At 65.9% G+C, this 18,587-nt stretch carries 18 protein-coding genes and 1 tRNA gene; 14 read left to right on the plus strand and 5 right to left on the minus strand.

The annotated features are described in order from the left end of the window. The first annotated feature begins 6 nt into the window (after nt 1–6). From tusA to E4634_RS04375, 7 genes are read left to right on the plus strand one after another with little or no spacing between them, the layout of a single operon-like run. Nucleotides 7–249 (plus strand): sulfurtransferase TusA, encoded by a 243-nt coding sequence (gene tusA, locus E4634_RS04345; protein ID WP_135441375.1) that lies wholly within the window; start codon nt 7–9, stop codon nt 247–249. Next, the gene (locus tag E4634_RS04350; protein ID WP_135441376.1) at nt 249–815 is read left to right on the plus strand and encodes an elongation factor P hydroxylase; all 567 of its coding nucleotides are present in this window, start codon (nt 249–251) and stop codon (nt 813–815) included. The genes tusA and E4634_RS04350 overlap by 1 nt, the downstream gene beginning before the upstream one ends. Beyond that, nucleotides 812–1,717 (plus strand): 5'-3' exonuclease, encoded by a 906-nt coding sequence (locus E4634_RS04355; protein WP_135441377.1) that lies wholly within the window; start codon nt 812–814, stop codon nt 1,715–1,717. The genes E4634_RS04350 and E4634_RS04355 overlap by 4 nt, the downstream gene beginning before the upstream one ends. After that, the gene (locus tag E4634_RS04360) at nt 1,714–2,871 is read left to right on the plus strand and encodes a 4-phosphoerythronate dehydrogenase (protein WP_167854762.1); all 1,158 of its coding nucleotides are present in this window, start codon (nt 1,714–1,716) and stop codon (nt 2,869–2,871) included. Before E4634_RS04355 ends, E4634_RS04360 begins: the two co-directional genes overlap by 4 nt. Beyond that, nucleotides 2,868–4,016 (plus strand): ATP-NAD kinase family protein, encoded by a 1,149-nt coding sequence (locus E4634_RS04365; RefSeq protein ID WP_135441379.1) that lies wholly within the window; start codon nt 2,868–2,870, stop codon nt 4,014–4,016. Before E4634_RS04360 ends, E4634_RS04365 begins: the two co-directional genes overlap by 4 nt. Continuing rightward, nucleotides 4,013–4,393 (plus strand): peptide-methionine (R)-S-oxide reductase MsrB, encoded by a 381-nt coding sequence (gene msrB, locus E4634_RS04370; protein WP_135441380.1) that lies wholly within the window; start codon nt 4,013–4,015, stop codon nt 4,391–4,393. Before E4634_RS04365 ends, msrB begins: the two co-directional genes overlap by 4 nt. Further along, nucleotides 4,390–5,439 (plus strand): ABC transporter substrate-binding protein, encoded by a 1,050-nt coding sequence (locus E4634_RS04375; protein ID WP_135441381.1) that lies wholly within the window; start codon nt 4,390–4,392, stop codon nt 5,437–5,439. The genes msrB and E4634_RS04375 overlap by 4 nt, the downstream gene beginning before the upstream one ends. A 56-nt stretch (nt 5,440–5,495) precedes the next feature. Here the strand turns inward: E4634_RS04375 and E4634_RS04380 are convergent, their stop codons facing one another. Together E4634_RS04380 and E4634_RS21660 are read right to left on the minus strand one after the other, a co-directional pair. After that, entirely contained in the window at nt 5,496–6,443 is a 948-nt protein-coding gene (locus tag E4634_RS04380) for an XdhC family protein (RefSeq protein ID WP_135441382.1), read from the minus strand. A 29-nt stretch (nt 6,444–6,472) separates the two neighbouring features. Continuing rightward, a complete protein-coding gene (locus E4634_RS21660) occupies nt 6,473–6,847 on the minus strand; it encodes a PA2817 family protein (protein ID WP_206046791.1) in 375 nt (124 codons plus the stop codon). A 95-nt stretch (nt 6,848–6,942) separates the two neighbouring features. Between E4634_RS21660 and E4634_RS04390 the strand changes: the two genes are divergently transcribed. From E4634_RS04390 to E4634_RS04405, 4 genes are all read left to right on the plus strand, one after another. Beyond that, entirely contained in the window at nt 6,943–7,860 is a 918-nt protein-coding gene (locus E4634_RS04390) for an ABC transporter ATP-binding protein (RefSeq protein WP_135441383.1), read from the plus strand. Beyond that, nucleotides 7,857–8,630 carry an ABC transporter permease gene (locus E4634_RS04395; protein ID WP_135441384.1) on the plus strand — a complete coding sequence of 258 codons (774 nt, stop codon included), beginning with the start codon at nt 7,857–7,859 and terminating at the stop codon, nt 8,628–8,630. Before E4634_RS04390 ends, E4634_RS04395 begins: the two co-directional genes overlap by 4 nt. 15 nt (nt 8,631–8,645) lie before the next feature. Then, entirely contained in the window at nt 8,646–9,470 is an 825-nt protein-coding gene (gene queF, locus E4634_RS04400; protein ID WP_240725083.1) for an NADPH-dependent 7-cyano-7-deazaguanine reductase QueF, read from the plus strand. Nucleotides 9,471–9,580: 110 nt separating this feature from the next. Next, nucleotides 9,581–9,668 (plus strand) — tRNA-Ser (locus E4634_RS04405). 24 nt (nt 9,669–9,692) lie between these two features. Here E4634_RS04405 and E4634_RS04410 read toward each other — a convergent pair. Continuing rightward, entirely contained in the window at nt 9,693–10,466 is a 774-nt protein-coding gene (locus E4634_RS04410) for a hypothetical protein (protein ID WP_135441385.1), read from the minus strand. A 283-nt stretch (nt 10,467–10,749) separates the two neighbouring features. Here E4634_RS04410 and E4634_RS04415 point away from each other — a divergent pair, with 283 nt between their 5' ends. Together E4634_RS04415 and E4634_RS04420 are read left to right on the plus strand one after the other, a co-directional pair. Continuing rightward, nucleotides 10,750–12,327: an arylsulfatase gene (locus E4634_RS04415; RefSeq protein ID WP_135441386.1), complete on the plus strand. Its 1,578-nt coding sequence runs from the start codon at nt 10,750–10,752 to the stop codon at nt 12,325–12,327. Between the two features lie 156 nt (nt 12,328–12,483). Next, entirely contained in the window at nt 12,484–12,663 is a 180-nt protein-coding gene (locus E4634_RS04420; RefSeq protein WP_167854763.1) for a helix-turn-helix domain-containing protein, read from the plus strand. A 16-nt stretch (nt 12,664–12,679) separates the two neighbouring features. Here the strand turns inward: E4634_RS04420 and E4634_RS04425 are convergent, their stop codons facing one another. Then, nucleotides 12,680–13,456, minus strand: a complete 777-nt coding sequence (locus E4634_RS04425; RefSeq protein WP_206046792.1) for a putative metalloprotease CJM1_0395 family protein — start codon at nt 13,454–13,456, stop codon at nt 12,680–12,682. A 291-nt stretch (nt 13,457–13,747) separates the two neighbouring features. Between E4634_RS04425 and E4634_RS04430 the strand changes: the two genes are divergently transcribed. Continuing rightward, a complete protein-coding gene (locus E4634_RS04430) occupies nt 13,748–15,700 on the plus strand; it encodes a pyrroloquinoline quinone-dependent dehydrogenase (protein WP_167854764.1) in 1,953 nt (650 codons plus the stop codon). 146 nt (nt 15,701–15,846) lie between these two features. Here E4634_RS04430 and E4634_RS04435 read toward each other — a convergent pair whose 3' ends face one another. Beyond that, on the minus strand, nt 15,847–18,417 hold the full coding sequence (locus E4634_RS04435; protein WP_167854765.1) for a Calx-beta domain-containing protein: 2,571 nt from the start codon (nt 18,415–18,417) through the stop codon (nt 15,847–15,849). Nucleotides 18,418–18,587: the final 170 nt, after the last annotated feature.

Below are 18,587 nucleotides of genomic sequence, written 5' to 3' on the forward strand. Positions count from 1 at the left end.
ACAGAGATGCCCATCGAACCGGACCATATCCTCGACGCCACCGGTCTGTTCTGCCCGGAACCGGTGATGCTGCTGCACAACCGCATCCGCGACATCGCGGTGGGTGAGGTGCTGCAGGTGCTGGCGACCGACCCTTCGACGACCCGCGACATCCCCAAGTTCTGCAATTTCCTCGGCCACGACCTGCTGCAGCAGGAAGAGGTCGAGGGCCAGTTCCACTACTGGCTGCGCAAGTGCGAGAGCGGCTGATGGGCAGCGCGCTGCCACACACCCGCTTCGACAGCCGCGACCTCGAGCGCCTGTTCAACCGCTGCTTCGCTGATAGCGAGAACACCCGCCTCTTCGGCGGCGCGGCGGAACCGGTATACCTGCCACCCGCCGCAGATGGCGCCTGTGCGCAGCTGCACTACCGGGAAGACTTCTTCGCCAGCGCCCTGCATGAAATTGCACACTGGTGCATCGCCGGTACGGAACGTCGGCAACAGCTGGACTTCGGCTACTGGTACGCCTCGGAGGGCCGTAGTCCCCAGCAGCAGGCCGCTTTCGAGGCAGTGGAAGTGACGCCCCAGGCGCTGGAGTGGATCCTCTCGTCAGCCTGCGGTTATCGCTTCCGGGTCAGCGTCGACAATTTTAGCGACGACGGTACCCCGGCGGACACCGCGGGCTTCCGCGAACTGGTCGCAGCGCGCGCCCGGGCATGGCAGCAGGCGTCGCTGCCACCGCGTGCAGCCCGCTTCTTTACCGCGCTCGCCGACCACTACAGGCCGGGGCTGAGCCTGGCAGCGCTGGAATTCGACAGCCGCGCGGTGCAATGAACGGCGCTCCCCGGGCGTGGCTGGTCGACGCCTCCGTGTATATCTTCCGCGCCTGGTTTTCCATGCCCGATCGCTGGCACACTCCGGCGGGCATGCCCCTCAACGCGGTGGTCGGCTATGCCGGCTTCCTCTACGACGCCCTCGCGCAGACCCACCCCGACCTGCACGTGGCAGCTGCCTTCGACGAAAGCCTGGGCAGCTGCTTTCGCAACGAGATTTTCCCCGGTTACAAGGCCAGCCGCGAACTGCCGGACGAAGCGCTGGCGTTCCAGTTGCAGGCCTGCCGCGAACTCACCGAGCGCGCCGGCGTACCCTGTTTCGGCGGTCCGCGCTACGAGGCGGACGACTACCTCGCCAGCCTCGCCCGGCTCGCCCGGGAGCAAGGGCTGCCGGTCACCGTGCTCACCCGCGACAAGGACCTCGGCCAGCTGCTACAGCACGCGGAAGACCGCTGGTGGGATTTCGCCGCCCAGCGCAGCCTGGACGCGGCGGGGTTCGAAGCGCAGTTCGGTGTCGCTCCGCGGCAGTTTGCCGATTACCTGGCGCTGGTTGGCGATGCAGTGGACGACATCCCCGGGGTACCGGGTATCGGTCCGAAAACCGCCGCCGCCCTGTTGCAGGCTTACGACTCACTGGAAGGTATCGCCGACAATGCGGGGCAGATGGAAAGCCTGCCGCTGCGCGGCGCAAAACGCCTGTGGCAGCGGCTGGAACCGCACTGGGAGCAGGCGCTGCTGGCGCGCCGGCTCGCCCGGCTGGAAGCGCATGTGCCCGAACTCGAAGCGATGCCGGCCTGCAGCCGGGATGCCGACGGCAACCAGGCGGTAGTCGACTACCTGCGCGAACTGGGCCTGGGCGGTCCGCTGGTCGCCCGCTGGAACAAGCTGGGGAGGGCGCCGTGACCCTGCGCGTGCTCGCCGATGAAAACATTCCCGGACTCGAATCGCTGTTGCCGCCGGGTGCCAGCCTGCGGCGGAAGCCCGGCCGGCAGATCCGGCGCGCCGACCTGCGCGAGTGCGACGCGCTGCTGGTGCGCTCGGTAACCCCGGTGAACGCCGAACTGCTGGCAGGCACCCCGGTGCGTTTTGTCGGCACCGCCACCAGCGGCTTCGATCATATCGACCGCGAGTGGTTGTCCGCGCAGGGTGTGGCGTTCGCTTTTGCGCCTGGCTGCAACGCCAATTCCGTGGTCGAGTACGTGCTCTGCGCCATCGCCGAGGTGGATGACTTCCTCGAGCGCCTGCTCGCCGGCGGCCGGGTGGGAATCGTCGGTTACGGCGTCATCGGTCGCGCGCTCGCCGCGCGCCTGGCGCAGCTGGGTATTGCCAGCGTCGCCTGTGACCCGTGGCTGGCGCCGGGGAGTATCCCGCATCCCGCCACCCTGGCAGAGATTCTCGCCTGCGACGTGATCAGCCTGCACACATCCCTGGTGGATACCGCGCCGTGGCCCTCGCGCCACCTGCTGGCGGCACCGGAATTGGCTGCGCTGAATTCCGGGCAGCTGCTCATCAACGCCGCCCGCGGCCCGGTGGCGGACAACGCCGCGTTGCTACAGTGCCTGCAGGCACCGGATGCGCCGGCTGTGGTGCTCGATGTGTGGGAGAAAGAACCCCGGGTGGAACCGGCGTTGTTGCAGCGCGTCAGGTTGGGCAGCGCACACATCGCCGGCTACAGCCTGGACGGCAAGCTGGCCGCCACGCGGGTCTTGTGCCAGGCGCTGGCGAAGGTTTTCGAGTTGGAGTATTCGCCGTCCACGAAGAGCGGTGCCCAGGCCGCGCTGGCACTGGACAGCGCTGCTTCCGTGCCCGATACGCTGCGCAGCCTGCTGGCGGCACGCTACCGTGTCGCCGACGATGACCGGCTGTTGCGCGAGGCCGTGTTGGGCTGCGACACCGACACGGCCGCAGGCAACTTCGACCGCCTGCGCAAACAGTATCGCGAGCGACGGGAACTGGCCGGCAGCCAGGTTCAGTTGCCCGCGGGCACGACGACAGCGCTCGAGCGCTGGGTGACAGCGCTGGGCTGCACCGTTGCCGTTGCGAAGGACGGTGCATGAAACTGCGTATCGGCCTGTTGATCAACCCCCTGGCTGGCCTCGGTGGCAGCCGCGCCCTCAAGGGCAGCGACGGCGCGCAGGTGCGCGAGATTGCGGCACAGGCCGACGCCGAGGCCGTCACCCGCGCGGAACAGCGTGCGCTGAAGGCACTGGCCATGCTGCCGGCGGACGGTGTGGAGATCCTCGCCTGGGGCGGCGTCATGGGCGAGCGGGCGTGTCGGGAGGCGGGCCTGAGCTGCCGCGTCGTCGGCGCCGCAAAAGCCGGCTTGAGCGATGCCGCCGACACGCGCGCCGCCGCCACCGCCCTGGGCGCAGAGCAGATCGACCTGCTGCTTTTCGCCGGCGGCGACGGCACCGCGCGGGACATCTACGACGCGGTCGGTGAGCGCCTGCCGGTGCTGGGCATTCCCGCCGGGGTCAAGATGCACTCCGGGGTGTTCGCCGTCTCTCCCGAGGCGGCGGGAGAACTGCTGCGCCAGCTCGTGCAGGGCGGCCTGGTCGGATTGCAGCTGCACGAGGTACGCGATATCGACGAGGAGGCGTTCCGCCACGATGTGGTCAAGAGCCGCTTCTACGGTGACATGCTGGTGCCGGGTGAGGGCAGGTTCCTGCAGCACACCAAGGTGGGCGGGCGCGAGAGCGAGGAACTGGTCGCCGCGGAGATCGCCGACTGGGTGGTGGAACAGATGGACCCGCGAACCTGCTACCTGGTCGGCCCGGGTTCCACAACCGCCGCCATCATGGAGCGCCTTGGCCTGCCCAACACGCTGCTCGGGGTGGATGCGGTGCGCGACGGGCAGCTGCTGGCCAGCGACGCCGACGAGGCGACGCTCCTGCAGCTACTCGCCAGCCACGATGGCCCGGCACAGATTATCGTCACTGCCATCGGCGGGCAGGGCCATATCTTCGGTCGCGGCAACCAGCAGTTTTCGCCAGCGGTGATCCGCGCGGTCGGTGTCGGGCGTATCTGCATCGTCGCCGGCAAGGGCAAGATCGCGGCGCTGGAGGGGCGGCCCCTGCTGGTGGACACCAACGACCCGGCGCTGGACCGCGACCTGTGCGGCTACCGGGAGGTCGTCACCGGCTACGAGGATCGTATACTCTACCGGGTAGCCACTTACGACAGGCAGGAAGAGAGCGAATGAAAGACGACGAACACTGGCGCGACAAGCTGACACCCGACGAATACTGGGTCTGCCGGGAGAAGGGCACCGAGCGCCCATTCACCGGTGAATACTGGAATACCGAAGAGGACGGCGTCTACCATTGCCGCTGCTGCGGCGAACCGCTGTTCCTCTCCGACAGCAAGTTCGACGCGGGCTGTGGCTGGCCGAGCTTCTTCAAGCCCGCCAGCGATGACGTAATCGAGGAGACCCCCGACTACAGCCACGGCATGAGCCGCACCGAGATCACCTGCAAGCAGTGCGGCTGCCACCTTGGCCACGTGTTCACCGACGGCCCCCAGCCTACCGGCTTGCGCTACTGCGTCAACAGCCTCTCGGTCAAGCTCGACAAGAAATGACCGCGCCACTGCGGGTCGGCCTGCTCGGCGACATGTCGTCGGGGCCGCCCGGTCCGGTGGATCTCGAGCCCTGGCTGCGCCGGGCAGTGGAGGACCTGCACGCCGCGGGTGCCTTGCAAAATCCTGTCGAGTTCGTACACGCCTTCGGCCTGGGCCTGCCCCAGGGCGAGGCGGGCAACGTGGAGCGCGCCTTTGCCGAACTGGCCGACGCCGGTGCGCTGCTGGTGGTCGGACCCGCCATCGGCGACAACGCACTCATCGCCACGCCCCTGGCGGAACAGTTCGGCCTCCCCACCATCAACTGGGCAGGCTCCGAGTACGCCCGCAATCGCTACATGTTCCAGCTGCAGGTGGGCTCGCACCAGGACGAGCCGCTGCTGCTCGCCGACTACCTGGCGCGCCGGGGCGCGCGCGAGCTGGCCGTGATATACGACGCATCGCCGATTGGTGAAGGCTACGTGCAGGCGCTGGGCTACGCCGCGCGTACCCGCGGGCTGGAGATGGCGGCGAGCGCCATCGACCCGTTGGCCGAAAACGCCGACGACGCGCTCGCCCAGGTCCTGGACAGCGCGACGTCTGCCTGCCTGTATCTCGGTCTCGGCCACTGTATCGCTGCCGTGAACACGGCGCTGGACGCTGCGGGCTGGTGCGGGGAACGGATCACCACCTCTGCCGGCATTCGTGGCTACCATCCTCAGTTCGCCGCGCATCTCGAGGGCTGGGTGTATGTCGACCTGTGGAGCGAGGGCAATCGCACCCTGGCCGCACTGCGGCAGCGCTTCGAGCTGGATATCTCGGCCAGTTTCGCCGCGGCCAAGGGCTGGGACCTGGGGCGGCTGGTGGCCCACGCCCTGGCCAGTGCGCCGGAAGCCACCCGCGAGGGCGTGTTGCGCGGCCTGGAGCTCACCAAGTGGCTGCCCGCGGCGGAGGGGGAAGAGGGGACGTTACTCGGCTTCGGCGCCTGGGATCGCGGCGCGCTGCACGGGCGGTATCTTGTGCCGCGGCGCTGGGTCGATGGGCGTAGCGTCGCTGTGGCGATGGACTAGCGGGGGTATCAGCCAGCGCGCACGGCGCCAGCCCTCAATGCGCACGTCGCTAGTCCTCAATGCGCACGGCGCATTTGCGTGATTTGCGCCATGATCGCCACCGCGATTTCGTGCGGTGTCTTGCTGCCGATCGGCAGCCCGACAGGTGCGTGCAGGCGGGCGATGGCCTGCGCGGGAACACCCAGGTCCGCCAGCCGCCGCAGGCGCTTTTCCGTGGTCCGCGCCGAGCCCAGCGCACCCACGTACCAGGCATCCGTGGATAGCGCCTCCATCAGCGCCATGTCGTCGATGCGCGGGTCGTGGGTGAGGGTGATGACGATGGAGTGGTTGTCCGCCGCCCGCTCCAGCACCACGTCGTCGGGCATGCCCTGGATCAGCGGGACGTCCGGCCCCAGCCACTGGTCCAGGGCATGCTGGCGGGTGTCGGTGACCAGCACCTCGTAACCCATGGCCAGGGCCAGCTCCGAGAGCGTCTGCGACAGTTGTCCGGCACCTACCAGCAGCATGCGCATCTGCGGGCCGAAGCACTGGCGCAGTGTGGTTTCGCTGTAGGCCAGCGGCTCGTGATGCGGCACCGGTTGCAGCGTGGTCGTACCGCTGGCGATATCCAGGCTGCGCAGGGTGCATTCGCGGCGCGCCAGCGCCTCCAGCACGGGGTTTATCCACGCCAGCTCCGCGGCGTCGAGGCGTTGCACCAGCACCAGCAGGCGGCCGCCGCAGGGCAGGCCCAGGCGCTCGTTCTCCTCGGCGGTAACGCCGTATTCCACCACTTGCGGAGCGCTGTCGTCGATGGCGCCGGCAGCCAGCTTCTGCAACAGGTCCTCTTCCACGCAGCCGCCGGAGAGCGACCCGGTGACCTCGCCGTTGTCGAGGCAGGCGAGCAGCGAGCCGGGCGGACGGGGGGAGGAACCGATGGTCCTGACGATGGTGCACAGCCAGGGCCGTTCGCCGCGCTCACACCAGTGGGCCACGCGCTCCAGGACGTCGAGTTCGATACTGTGCAAGTTGCTCGGTCTCCGCGTTGTCTATGCCGTCACTCGCCGCGCAGGCGCTTGCGTGCGGCCTCGAGGTCGAGGATTTCACCGCGTCCGCTGGCGGATTCGCGTTCCTCGTCGAGGCGCTGGTAGAGCGCGATTTCATCGTCCGGCATGAAGTGCAGGCACTCGCCGCCGAGGAACCACAGTAAATCGCGGGGGAAGGTCGGGGCGAAATCCGGGTAGGTGGTGAAAAGCCGCGACACCAGCGCGGGACCTTCGATATACACGCTGTCCGCCGGCAGGTCGGCGAAGGCGCGAGCCAGCTGGCGCAGGGGTTCCTCGCTGTCGAGGCTGTTGGTGCGGGTGACGAATTCGCTGGCGAAAGCCTTTAGGCGCTCGCGGCAGTGGCTGGCGTACTGCGCGTCGTTCACGGGGCGATACCCTCCGCTCGGTCAGATTCACAATCGTGTCGCGGCCGGATAGCGGGTACAATATTTTGTTCCCTTCACAGCGCGAAACGGCGGGTATGTTACCAGCTCTGACCATCGAAAACCTTACCAAGACCTACGACAACGGCTTCCAGGCCCTCAAGGGCATCAGCCTCACCGTGGCACAGGGCGACTTCTACGCCCTGCTCGGGCCCAATGGCGCCGGCAAGTCCACCACCATCGGCATCCTGTGCTCCCTCGTCAACAAGAGCGCCGGCAGGGTGCAGGTGTTCGATGCGGATATCGACGTCGATTTTCCCGCGGCGAAGAAGTACATCGGAATCGTGCCGCAGGAGTTCAACTTCAATATCTTCGAGAAACCCTTCGATATCATCGCCAACCAGGGCGGCTACTACGGCATGCCCCGGGCCCTGGCCGAGGAGCGCGCCGAGAAGTACCTGAAGGCGCTGGGTATCTGGGATAAGCGCGACACCCCCTCGCGGGCCCTGTCCGGCGGCATGAAACGCCGGTTGATGATCGCCCGCGCGCTGGTCCACGAGCCGAAGCTGCTGATCCTCGACGAGCCCACCGCCGGTGTGGATATCGAGATGCGTCGGTCCATGTGGGAATTCCTCAAGCGCATCAATGCCGAGGGCACGACGATCATCCTCACCACTCACTACCTGGAAGAGGCCGAGGCCCTGTGCCGCCACGTGGGCATCATCAATCACGGGGAGATCGTCGAGAACACCTCGATCCGCGAACTGCTGCGGCAACTGCAGCGCGAGGTGTTCATTCTCGACTGCGTCGATGCGCTGCCGGCGGATTTCGCCATCGAGGGCTTCGTCACCCGGCGCATGGACGATCACTGCCTGGAAGTGGAAGTGGAGAAGGGCCAGGCCATCAACCAGGTATTCGCCTCCCTGGACCGCCAGGGCGTGCAGATCGCCAGCATGCGCAACCGCGCCAATCGCCTCGAGGAGATGTTTGTGAAACTGGTGGAGGGCGCCGCGTGAATTCCACGGAAAAGTACAACGCCTACATGACCATCGTGCGCAAGGAAGTGCGCCGCTATATGCGTATCTGGACGCAGACCCTGCTGCCCTCGGCGATCACCATGTCGCTGTATTTCATTATTTTCGGTTCGCTGATCGGCTCGCGCATCGGGGAGATGGGCGGCTTCACCTACATGCAGTTCGTGGTGCCGGGCCTGATCATGATGGCCATCGTCACCAACTCCTACGCCAACGTGGTGTCGTCCTTCTACGGTGCGAAGTTCAACCACAGCGTGGAGGAATTGCTGGTCTCGCCCACGCCCAACTACATCGTATTGCTGGGCTACGTGACCGGCGGCGTGACCCGCGGCCTGCTGGTGGCGATTGTAGTGACCCTGGTGTCGCTGTTCTTCACCCATCTACACATCCACAACATCTGGGTGGTGATCGCCATCGTGCTGCTCACCTCCACGCTGTTCTCGCTGGCCGGGTTTATCAACGCTGTGTACGCCAACAGCTTCGACGATATTTCCATCGTACCGACCTTCGTGCTCACGCCGCTCACCTACCTAGGCGGCGTGTTCTACTCCATGGACCTGCTGCCGGACTTCTGGGCCGCTGTATCCCGGCTCAACCCGCTGGTCTACGTGGTCAACGCCTTCCGCTACGGTGTGCTCGGGGTGTCGGACGTGAGCCAGGGCTTTGCCTTCGGCATGCTGGCGCTGTTCACCGGCGTCGCGTTTTTCTACTGCATGCACCTGCTGAATACCGGCAAGCGCCTGCGGCAGTAGGGGGGGAGGTCGCCGGTGGAAGACAACGGCAAGGCGGGCGATATGTTACTGGGCAAACAGGTCGCGGTGGTCGACCACTACAGCCCGGAACTGCTCTACCCGATCGCCCGCAGCGGCGCCCGCGCGTCACTGGGAATCGGCGGCACGCTGCCGTTTTACGGTTGCGACCTGTGGCACGGGTACGAGATTTCCTGGCTCGGCCCGCGCGGCAAGCCCGAGGTGCGGGTGGGGCGCTTCAGTGTGCCGGCGGATTCGCCGCACATGGTGGAGTCCAAGTCCTTCAAGCTCTACCTCAACTCCCTGAACAGTACCCGGCAGGCCAGCGAGGAAGAGGTGCTGGCCTTGCTGCAGCGGGACCTGTCTGCGGCGGTGGGTGCCCCGGTAGGCATCGAGCTGTTGCCGGTGGAGGCGGGGAGCCTCGCGGGTGCCGCGCTGCCGGGCACCTGCATCGACGCCCAGGACATTGCCATCGACGACGTCGCCCCCAGCGCCGCCATGCTGCGCTGTGCTGATGAGATCGTCGAGGAGAGCCTGTACAGCCACCTGTTGCGCTCGCTGTGCCCGGTCACCGGCCAGCCGGACTGGGCCAGCGTCTGGCTGCACTACCGCGGCCCGGCCGTGGACCGCGGCGCATTGCTGCGCTACCTCGTCGCCTTCCGTCGTCACCAGGAGTTTCACGAGCAGTGCGTGGAGCGCATGTTTGTCGACCTCAGTGCCCTGCTGGCGCCGGAAACGCTCACGGTGCAGGCCTTCTACACCCGTCGTGGGGGCATGGATATCAACCCCCTGCGCTCCACCGAGGCCGACGCCCGGCCGCTGCCGCGGCTGAACCGCCAGTAGCGGGGAAGCGGTGCTGCTGGCGGGGCCAGAGCAGGGTGTAACAAGGGTATATTTCACCGCCGTGTAGTACTGGCATCCGCCGGAGCTTGTGGTATCATGCGCGCCCTCACGGTGAGGTGGCCGAGTGGTCGAAGGCGCACGCCTGGAAAGTGTGTATACGGAAACGTATCCAGGGTTCAAATCCCTGCCTCACCGCCATATCAAGCAGCCCGGCCCCGGGCATCAGCGCTCGTAAAACCCCTGGTCAAATACCCATTGATGCTTATCGGCGATCAGTGCCCGGGTCTCGTCGTCGATGTGGATGTCGATGGCTTGCTGGCGACGACCGACTGAGCGATTGGTGTGCGGAAACCCTCCTTCGATGGCACCGTCGCAGTAGGGTTCTATGAGGGCGGGCAGGTCAGTGCCCAGTTCCTCAAATTTCAGGATGTGCAGTTTCGGCGGAAGCATGCCATCTACCTGGAAGTACTCTTCGGTGCGATAGCCCGGATCGCCCGGCGCCGCACCCGACCGTTTGCGGAAGTACCCGGAGCCGGCAACAAACTCCTTGAAAGAGCCCCTGGCCAGTTCGATGCGCTCCAGGATACTGCGATCCTGTGAGAATGCCCGCAGCCAGTTGTTGCCGGCATTCCTGAAAAAACGATAGCTGGAAGCTTCCAGGTCGTAGGGGTGACGAATCACGGTCAGGATCTTCCCCACATCCTCGACATCCAGCCCGCTGAGGTCATGAATCCTCTTTTTTTCGGCGAGCACTTCCTCCAGCGTTTCATGATTGAACCCCGGGTACAGGTTTGCGCGGCGGTATTTTTTCGCTTTCTGGCCGAGGACCGCGTGGATCGAGAAATAGGCGACGGGACCGCGAAGGTTGTCGCACAGAAAGTCTGTGCAGGACACGCCTGCGGTTTTCGGAATGTGGATGAACAGAATGTCAGGGCTGAGAATCATCGGCCGGGAGAGTGCCATATTCACCGGAACGAGACAAATTCGAGCAGTCATTGCACACTTCAATCACCCGACATCCTGCGGATGCAAGTGGCTGGTGGACACTCCATGCGCCGAAGATGGACTTGTCTGGCGACAGAATTGATTCACGCAAACTGCCCCTGCCGGTTCGCCAGTCGCCTCCGCAGCTAGCGCTTCCTGCTTTCCCTCATAAAAGAACGTCCGTGTCGGGTATTGCCGCACTGGCGGTGCTCCCGCATTGAACTAGACTCCATTTCGCATACGCCCCGCATAGGGGGCGGTCTTCCCGATGATGGATTGGTCCTGGAGGTAAGCGATGAAGCACTGGATTCAGTTACTCCTTGTCACACTCCTGTTAATTGGTATCGAGGCCCACGCGGCCAGCGAAAAACCCAATATCCTGGTGATCTGGGGCGACGATATCGGCTGGTCGAACCTCAGCGCCTACAACCACGCCGTGATGGGTTACAGCACCCCGAATATCGACCGCATTGCCCGCGAGGGCGTGATGTTTACGGATCATTACGCCCAACCCTCCTGCACCGCAGGTCGGGCTGCGTTCATCACCGGCCAGTACCCGATTCGCTCGGGCATGACGACTGTGGGGCAGCCGGGCGATGCGCTCGGCCTGCAGAAGGAGTCACCATCGCTGGCAGAGGTCATGAAAGCGCAGGGTTACCGCACCGGCCATTTTGGTAAAAACCACCTGGGGGATCGCAACGAGCACCTGCCCACGGTGCATGGCTTCGACGAGTTCTTCGGCAACCTCTACCACCTGAACACCCAGGAAGAGGCCGAGCAGCGCGACTACCAGAATTTCGGCAAGGCCTATTCCGGCAGCCTCGAGGCCTACGAGGAAAAATTCGGCACGCGAGGCGTCATCCATTCGTTCGCATCCAGCAAGAATGACTCGACCAACCAGCCGCGTTTCGGTCGCGTCGGCAAGCAGACTATCGAGGACACCGGCCCGCTTACCCAGGAGCGCATGAAAAACTTCGACGCCGGGGAGGTCATCCCCCTCGCGCTGGATTTCATGGATCGCGCGCGCAAGGCCGACGAGCCGTTCTTCGTCTGGCTCAATACCAGCCGCATGCACCTGTACACCCGGGTGGACGATGAATGGCTGCGCAAGGTGGAGACCATCACCAGCGAATCCGACATTCACGGTGCAGGCATGCTGCAGCACGACCACGACATCGGCCTGGTGCTGGACTGGCTGGACCAGAACGGGCTCACCGGGAATACCATTGTGATTTACTCCACGGACAATGGCCCGGAGCATTCTTCATGGCCCCACGGTGCGACGACACCGTTTCGGGGCGAAAAAATGACCACCTACGAAGGTGGTGTGCGCGTGCCGATGATGGCGCGCTGGCCTGGCCACATCCCCGCGGACACTACGCTGAACGGCATCCAGGGTCACCAGGACGTATTCACCACGTTGGCGGCGGCCGCGGGGGTGCCGGATGTCGCCGAGCGCGTCATGAAGCAGAAAAAGCAGTATATCGACGGTGTGAACAACCTCGATTACTGGATGGGCGAGGCGGACAAATCCAGCCGCGACCACATTTTCCATTACTATGAGAGCAAGCTGACCGCGGTGCGCATGGGCCCGTGGAAGTTCCATTTCTCCACCAAGGAGGACTACTACGCCAATGTCGTCCCCCGCACTGTGCCGCTGGTTTTCAATATCCGCATGGACCCTTACGAGAGCTTCGACTCCAAGGACTCCTATGGGCACTTGATGCAGAAGGTCTCCTGGCTCATCCAGCCCATGGGCGAGTTGATGCAGGCCCACCTGAAGTCGCTGGCGGACTACCCGCCTGTGCAGGGCGGCAAGAGCTTCGACATGTCCAACGTGGTGGAGCAGTTTATCGACAAGGCCGTGCAGTAACGGCATTTCCGCACGCGGGCCGTTGCGTGCGGCGGCTCGCGAACACCTATCGCCTCGGACCGCACGCCACCCTATAATTCCCCCATGGTCCCGCCGCGCGACAGAAAAGACTCACGCGTACTGCCACTTCGTGTGCAGCAGTTCCTGTTTGAGGGGATGCCGATACTCAAGGCCTGGCGCATGCACCTGCGACTGACCGAGCGCGAGGTGGCCCAGCGCATGGGGATCTCGCAGTACGCCTACCGCGAACTGGAACAGGCGCCGGAATTGCGTCCCAACACCCGCACCCGCGCCGCGGATGCGCTGGGCATCAGCGACTCGCAACTGATCAAGTAATTACCGCCCTGGAGCCTCAGGCCAGCAGGTCCAGCTGGCGTGCGGCAGCCGCATCAGGGGTCTGGATGGCTCGGTAGCCCGCCAGGCCCTGTTCCACAGCCGCGGGCGTCGGTTCGGTGCCGCGCGATTCAGCCTCGACACCCTCGCTCTGTACATTGTCCCCGGCCGGTTCGCTCGCCGCTTCCGCGGCTTCGCCGGATGCTTCCGTTTCCCCGGCCTGCTCTCCCGCAGCGTTTTCCTCGACCGGCTGCCTGGCCAGTTCCGCCCGTGCCTGGGCCGCAATTTGGGCTGCCTGGGCGGCAACCTGGCGGTCCTGCGGGGAGGGGTCGGCCGGGGCGAGCGCCGCGCGTTGCACCTGTTCGGCCTGTTGCAGTGTCTTGGCCGGGTCGTCGGAGGCCGCGGGAGCGGACACCGAGACTTCACCGGCCACCGCGTAGCGCGCGCCGTCCGGGCCGCGTTCATAGGTATAACTGGGCGCGCCGGTCAGGGTGCCCCCGACCGCGGCGTGGGCCGCCTCGTGCGCACGCACTTCGCGATCGCGCAGTTGTAGCTGGCGCAGCTGTGCCAGTTCCTCCTCGTCCAGCTGGGTTTCGGTCGCCGTACTGCCAGCAACGGGTTTCGATGCCTCGTCGCGCGTAGTTTCGCCGCTGGCGGTGCCAGCGCCGGTTGCCCCGGGCGTCCCGGCAGTCCCGTTTTCCGCGGGATCGGCGGTGGCGGGGCGCGCAGCGTTGGCCGCGGCGTTCTGGATGCCGGCATTGAATGCGGCAACCGGGGGTAGGGAGCCGACTTGCATGATCGCGTGTCACCTCGGCGTGTGGGTGCTTCCTCTGGTTATCGGCCCTCCGGAGGCCGACTTGAACGCGATCGTGATCTACTGCCGCTTTCAATGGGCGGGCTGGGTGGACAAGAGTGGTTGTGGAACCGCAGTGCCTATTTGCGTCATATGAGTGACCCGAATTTGCATAAGATGCTGATCCCGGTCAAAATGCAGCGCGGTACGGCGTCGAACCATTCCCGCCATCAGCGGGGAACCTTGGGACTCCGGTTTCCGCACAAAATACAGACCTTTAAAAGGCGAAGTAGCATGACCAAACGCACCCTGCGCGACACACCTGCGCGCGTCGGCGCCCTGCGCCGTTGCGCCGTGATCCTCGGCCTGCTGGCCCTGCCGTGCACCGGCATGGCCACGGTGGTCGGCGATCACCAGGACGGCGCCAAATACTCCCCCCTCGACCAGATCAACCGCGACAACGTCAACGACCTCGAGGTGGCCTGGGAATTCCACACCGGCGACGACCCGCACAAGGTCGATGGCCTGGCCGCCCTGGAGGACCAGCCGACACTGATCGAGGGCAACCTGATCGTGTGCAGCATCAGCCGCAAGGTGTTCGCGCTGGACCCGGCGACCGGCGCCAAGCGCTGGGAGTTCGACCCGCAGACGCCGCCCACCGGGCTGCGCAAGTGTCGCGGCGTCGCCAACTGGGTCAACGAGCAGGCGCCGGAGAACGCGGCCTGCAGAACCCGACTGATCTTCGGCACCGCGGACTACAAACTGTTCGCCATCGACGCGCGTACCGGCAAGGCTTGCGCCGACTTCGGCGATAACGGCGTGGTCGAGATGCCCACCAGCAAACCGGTGCTGTGGCCCGGCGAGGTGGTGGCCAGTTCCAACCCGGTTGTGGTCAACGGCGTGGTCGTAGTCGGCTCCGCGGTGGCGGACAACCAGCGTGTGGATTCCCCGAGCGGTCGCGTGCTGGCCTACGACGCCCTGACCGGCGAGTACCTGTGGGAATTCGACCCGGTGCCGCGCGACCCCAACGACCCGGCCATGGCCAGCTGGGGCAAGGGCACCGACGGCTTCGGCCAGGGCAACGTGTGGAGTTCCATGGCCGCCGACGCGGACCTGGACCTCGTCTACCTGCCCACCACCAGCGCCTCCAACGATTTCTACGGCGGCGAGCGTCCCGGCGACAACCACTACACCACCTCTGTGGTCGCATTGCGCGGCGCCACCGGCGAGGTGGTCTGGCACCAGCAGGTGGTGCACCACAACGTCTGGGACTACGACATTCCCACCCGGCCGATGCTCATCGACTACCCGGTGAACGGCAAGCCGGTACCCGCGCTGCTGCAGAACACCAAGATGGGCCTGGTGTTCATCTACGACCGCGCCACCGGCGAGCCGCTGGTGCCGATCGAGGAGCGCCCGGTGCCGCAGTCACCGCTGCCCCCGGGTGAGGTGCTGTCGCCGACCCAGCCGTTCCCGGTGGGCATGCCGCCGCTGGTCAAGCTGGAGATCACCGAGGACGATGAACTCGGCATGAACTTCATCGACAGCTATTTCTGTCGCAAAATCATCGAGGAAGAAGGGTATCTCTACGGCCCGATCTATACCCCGATGAGTGAGCAGGGCACGCTGCAGATGCCGGCTGCCGGCGGCGGTCCCAACTGGGGCGGCGCCTCCCACGACCCGAACCGCCACATCATCTACGTGCCGACCAACCGCGTGCCGATGCTGGTGAAACTGGTGCCGCGCGACAAGGCCAATGCCGAGGAAACGCAGAAAGTGGAGGGCCGCGCCAAGATGGCCTTCGCCAACCCGGGTTCGCGCTATGCGCTGGAAGTGGCGCCGCTGATGTCGCCGCTGGGCACGCCCTGTGCGCCGCTGCCCTGGGCCGGCCTCACCGCGCTGGACATCGTCAACAAGAAGATCCTCTGGGACGTGCCGCTGGGCAGCATCAAGAAGCTGGCGCCGATCCCGCTGGATATTCACCTGGGCACCCCGGGCGCCGGCGGCTTGCTGCTCACTGCGGGTGGCCTGGTGTTCATTGGCTACACCCTGGATGACACCCTGCGCGCCTTCGATGCCGACACCGGCGAGATCGTCTGGGAAAGTGACCTGCCCGCCGCGGGTACCGGAGTGCCGATCACCTACGAGTGGGAGGGTGAGCAGTACCTGGTCATGCCCGCGGGCGGCCACAGCATGTACGGTTCCACGCTCGGTGATTCCTACGTGGCGTACAAGCTGAAGAAGTAGGCAGGTTCGCTAACCGCAAAGCCGGCCCGGGAGGCCGGCTTTTTTTTTGCCTGTTTGTGCAGCCCTGCTGTGCGGTGCCCGGGTAGGCCGCGGGACGTCTCCGCCGACGCATGAACCCTCGGACTGCGAAGGTTGCGAGCAGCGCATCACCGCTCGAAACTCTTGCCCAGGCTGTGGCACAGGTTGCAGGCCACCGGTTCGCCGGCGGCGACGCTGCGTGTCTGTCCCTCCACGGAAAAGCTGCGCGCGACAGGCGTACGCGAGAGCACGCTGCCGAGGTGGTCCGCGCCGTGGCAGTCGCCGCACAGGCCGCCGCCCGGCCTGCCGTTCTCGCGCTTGGCGAGGTCCTTGTGCGCCTCGCGCCAGAAGCGCGGGTCGTCCACCAGGTGCATGTTGTGCGGGCCGTCCAGGGTGCGCGCGGACATCGCCGCGGTGTCGTGGCAGGCGCTGCATTCACCGATCGGTCCCGCGTGACCCTGTAGTTGCAGGGCGAGCAGGTTGTCGTTGGCCAGCGGTTCCGCCACCGGCCATTCCGCGTGGGTCGCCCCGTGGCAGCCCTCGCACATTACGCCGCCGTGACCGGTGCTCACCCGGTACAGTTGCGGGTTGCCGGCGCCGGGGTTGGCAAAGCCATTGAAACTGGCCGGCACGGCCGGTTCGGCGAACAGCTTGTTCTGCGGCACGATCGGCGTGGCCTTGGGGTCGTCGAGACGGAAGGCCTGGCGCAGGCGGATACCGTCGCTGACGCCGTTGCTGTCCACGTGGTTGACCATGACGTCGGCTTCGCCCGCCAGGTTGTCGTTGGCATCGCCGGTGTGGCAGGAGCCGCAACCCGGTTCGTTGGCCCAGGGCACGCGCGGCTGCGGGCTGTCCGGGTCGTAGAAGTTACCCAGCCCGAGCTGGAAGGCGCCGAGTGCAGCGGAGGACACTCCGGCGGAGAAGTCCGCGCCGATCTGCTGCAGGTCGCCGTGGCAGTCGCTGCACAGCATGCCGCCGTTGTACATGGCGCCGCGCAGGCACTGGGTATCCTTGCCCGGGTGGCACTGGTAGCAGTTTTCCTCCAGCGCGGCCAGGCGCGCATCCTGGTTCTCGATGGCGCCGGTGAGGGGGTTCTGCACCGCGGGTGGAATCGCCGGGAACAGGCCGTCGAGGGCGCCGTGGTGGTTGTGCATGACGCGTGAGTTACTCTCGTGCGCCAACTGGTTGCGGCCATTGGCCTCGCTGCCCGCCGGGCCGGCCACGGGGCCGACCTGGGCGAGGTCCAGGGCAGGGGTGTAGTGGCAGTTCTGGCAGACTACCGGCGAGCGCTCCTCGATGGCCTGCCGGGCGAGACAGTTCAGGTCGCCGTTGGGCGCTGCACCCAGGATATCGCAGGGCGCTGGCGCGTTGCCGGTGTCGACGTAGGTCGCGCCGTGCTTCAGGTCGTGCAAGCGCAGGATGTTGATATCCGCGCCGTACTCGATACTCACCGCTGTCGGCACGCTGCCCAGCAGCGGGTCCTGTTGGCGGTCGGCGACCGGAAGGCCGGCATCCACCAGCGCATCGAGCGGCGCGGTGGACAGCCGCTGCGGCACATCTGCGAGCGCGCCGTGGCAGTTGGAACAGCTGGTTTCGCTGGATACGGGCAGCACCGCGTCGGAAGTGGCCAGGACGCTGTCGCCGAGGCGCGCCTCGACGCGCACCAGCGGGAACGGGTTCTGCCGGCCGAGGTCGTCGAAGGGCGAGAAGGGAATGCCCGCCGCCTCGTGCCAGTCGACATCGGCGGCGACGTAGCCGAAGGGAAAGTTGATGAAGAACGGTTTGTCCCCGTAGCGCTCCAGCACCGGTTGCGGCTGGTTGGTGACCAGTGGATCACCGCTGCCGGGCATCAGTTGCTGGGAGACTTCGAGTTCGCCGTCCGCGCTACCCGCCACGCCGTCGACGATGCCATCGGGGCCGATGTACAGCAACTCGGTATTGGGAACCAACAGGCCCTGGTCGGCGTTGACGAGGTCCGCCAGGGGCACTGGCAGCACCGGCGGGTAGAAGCTCGCCCAGGCGCCGCGGTCGATCATCTGCCAGAAGTTGGTCTTGAACAGGCTGCCGTCGGGGGCGATGCCCGGCCGCGGTCCGCCAGCTGCCAGGATCGGGTCGTCAGGGTTGGAAGCCGCCGAGTAGTAAAGCGCGACTTCGGCCGGGTTGAGTTCCGGGCGTGCACCGCGGCGCACGACCTGCGCGAGCATAACCTGGAACGGGGGCAGGATATTGGCGATACGGCCGTCGAGGTCCAGGCAGTGCATGCCGAGGTCGTTGACAGCGAGTAACGTATAGACGCCGCCGCTCACTCTTGGCCGCTCCGGTACCGGCGAGAAGGGCAGGGGTTGCAGGCCGGGGACGCTGGTGGAGTTAATCGAGACTGCAGCCACCGGCTCGTCATCGTCGATGATCCTGGCGACGCCGGTCTTGTCGGCGATGCGTCCGTTCTGCGGTTTGGACAGCACCGCCTGGAAGCGTTCATTCTCTTCCGCAACACCGTCGTCGAGGATCACCACCGCAAAGAATCTCGGCTGCTCCCAGTCTTCGCTGGTGAATACCAGGGTCGCGCTGGTGGCGAGATAGTCGCTGCCGGCCTCGGCGCTGCGATCGCGGGTCGAGATCGGCACTGAGACTGGACGGTCCGCCTTGGGCGCCTTGTTCAGCGACACGGGAAACAGCGCGGTGCCGGCGGATTCAGACACCTTCACACCGCCGATACTGACTTGCGGCGGGGCACCCAGGGCAAGGGCAGGAACAAGGCCTAACAGGCCGGCTAGGCGGGGGGCAGGCGAGCGCATAGGAACCCTCGAGCTGGATTCAGGGCATTGTGTTGCGCAGGGATACCATGCAGGGCTTAACATAACCTTAAGAA

The sequence above is a fragment of the Mangrovimicrobium sediminis genome (assembly GCF_004745945.1).
Taxonomy (GTDB): Bacteria; Pseudomonadota; Gammaproteobacteria; order Pseudomonadales; family Halieaceae; genus Mangrovimicrobium; species Mangrovimicrobium sediminis.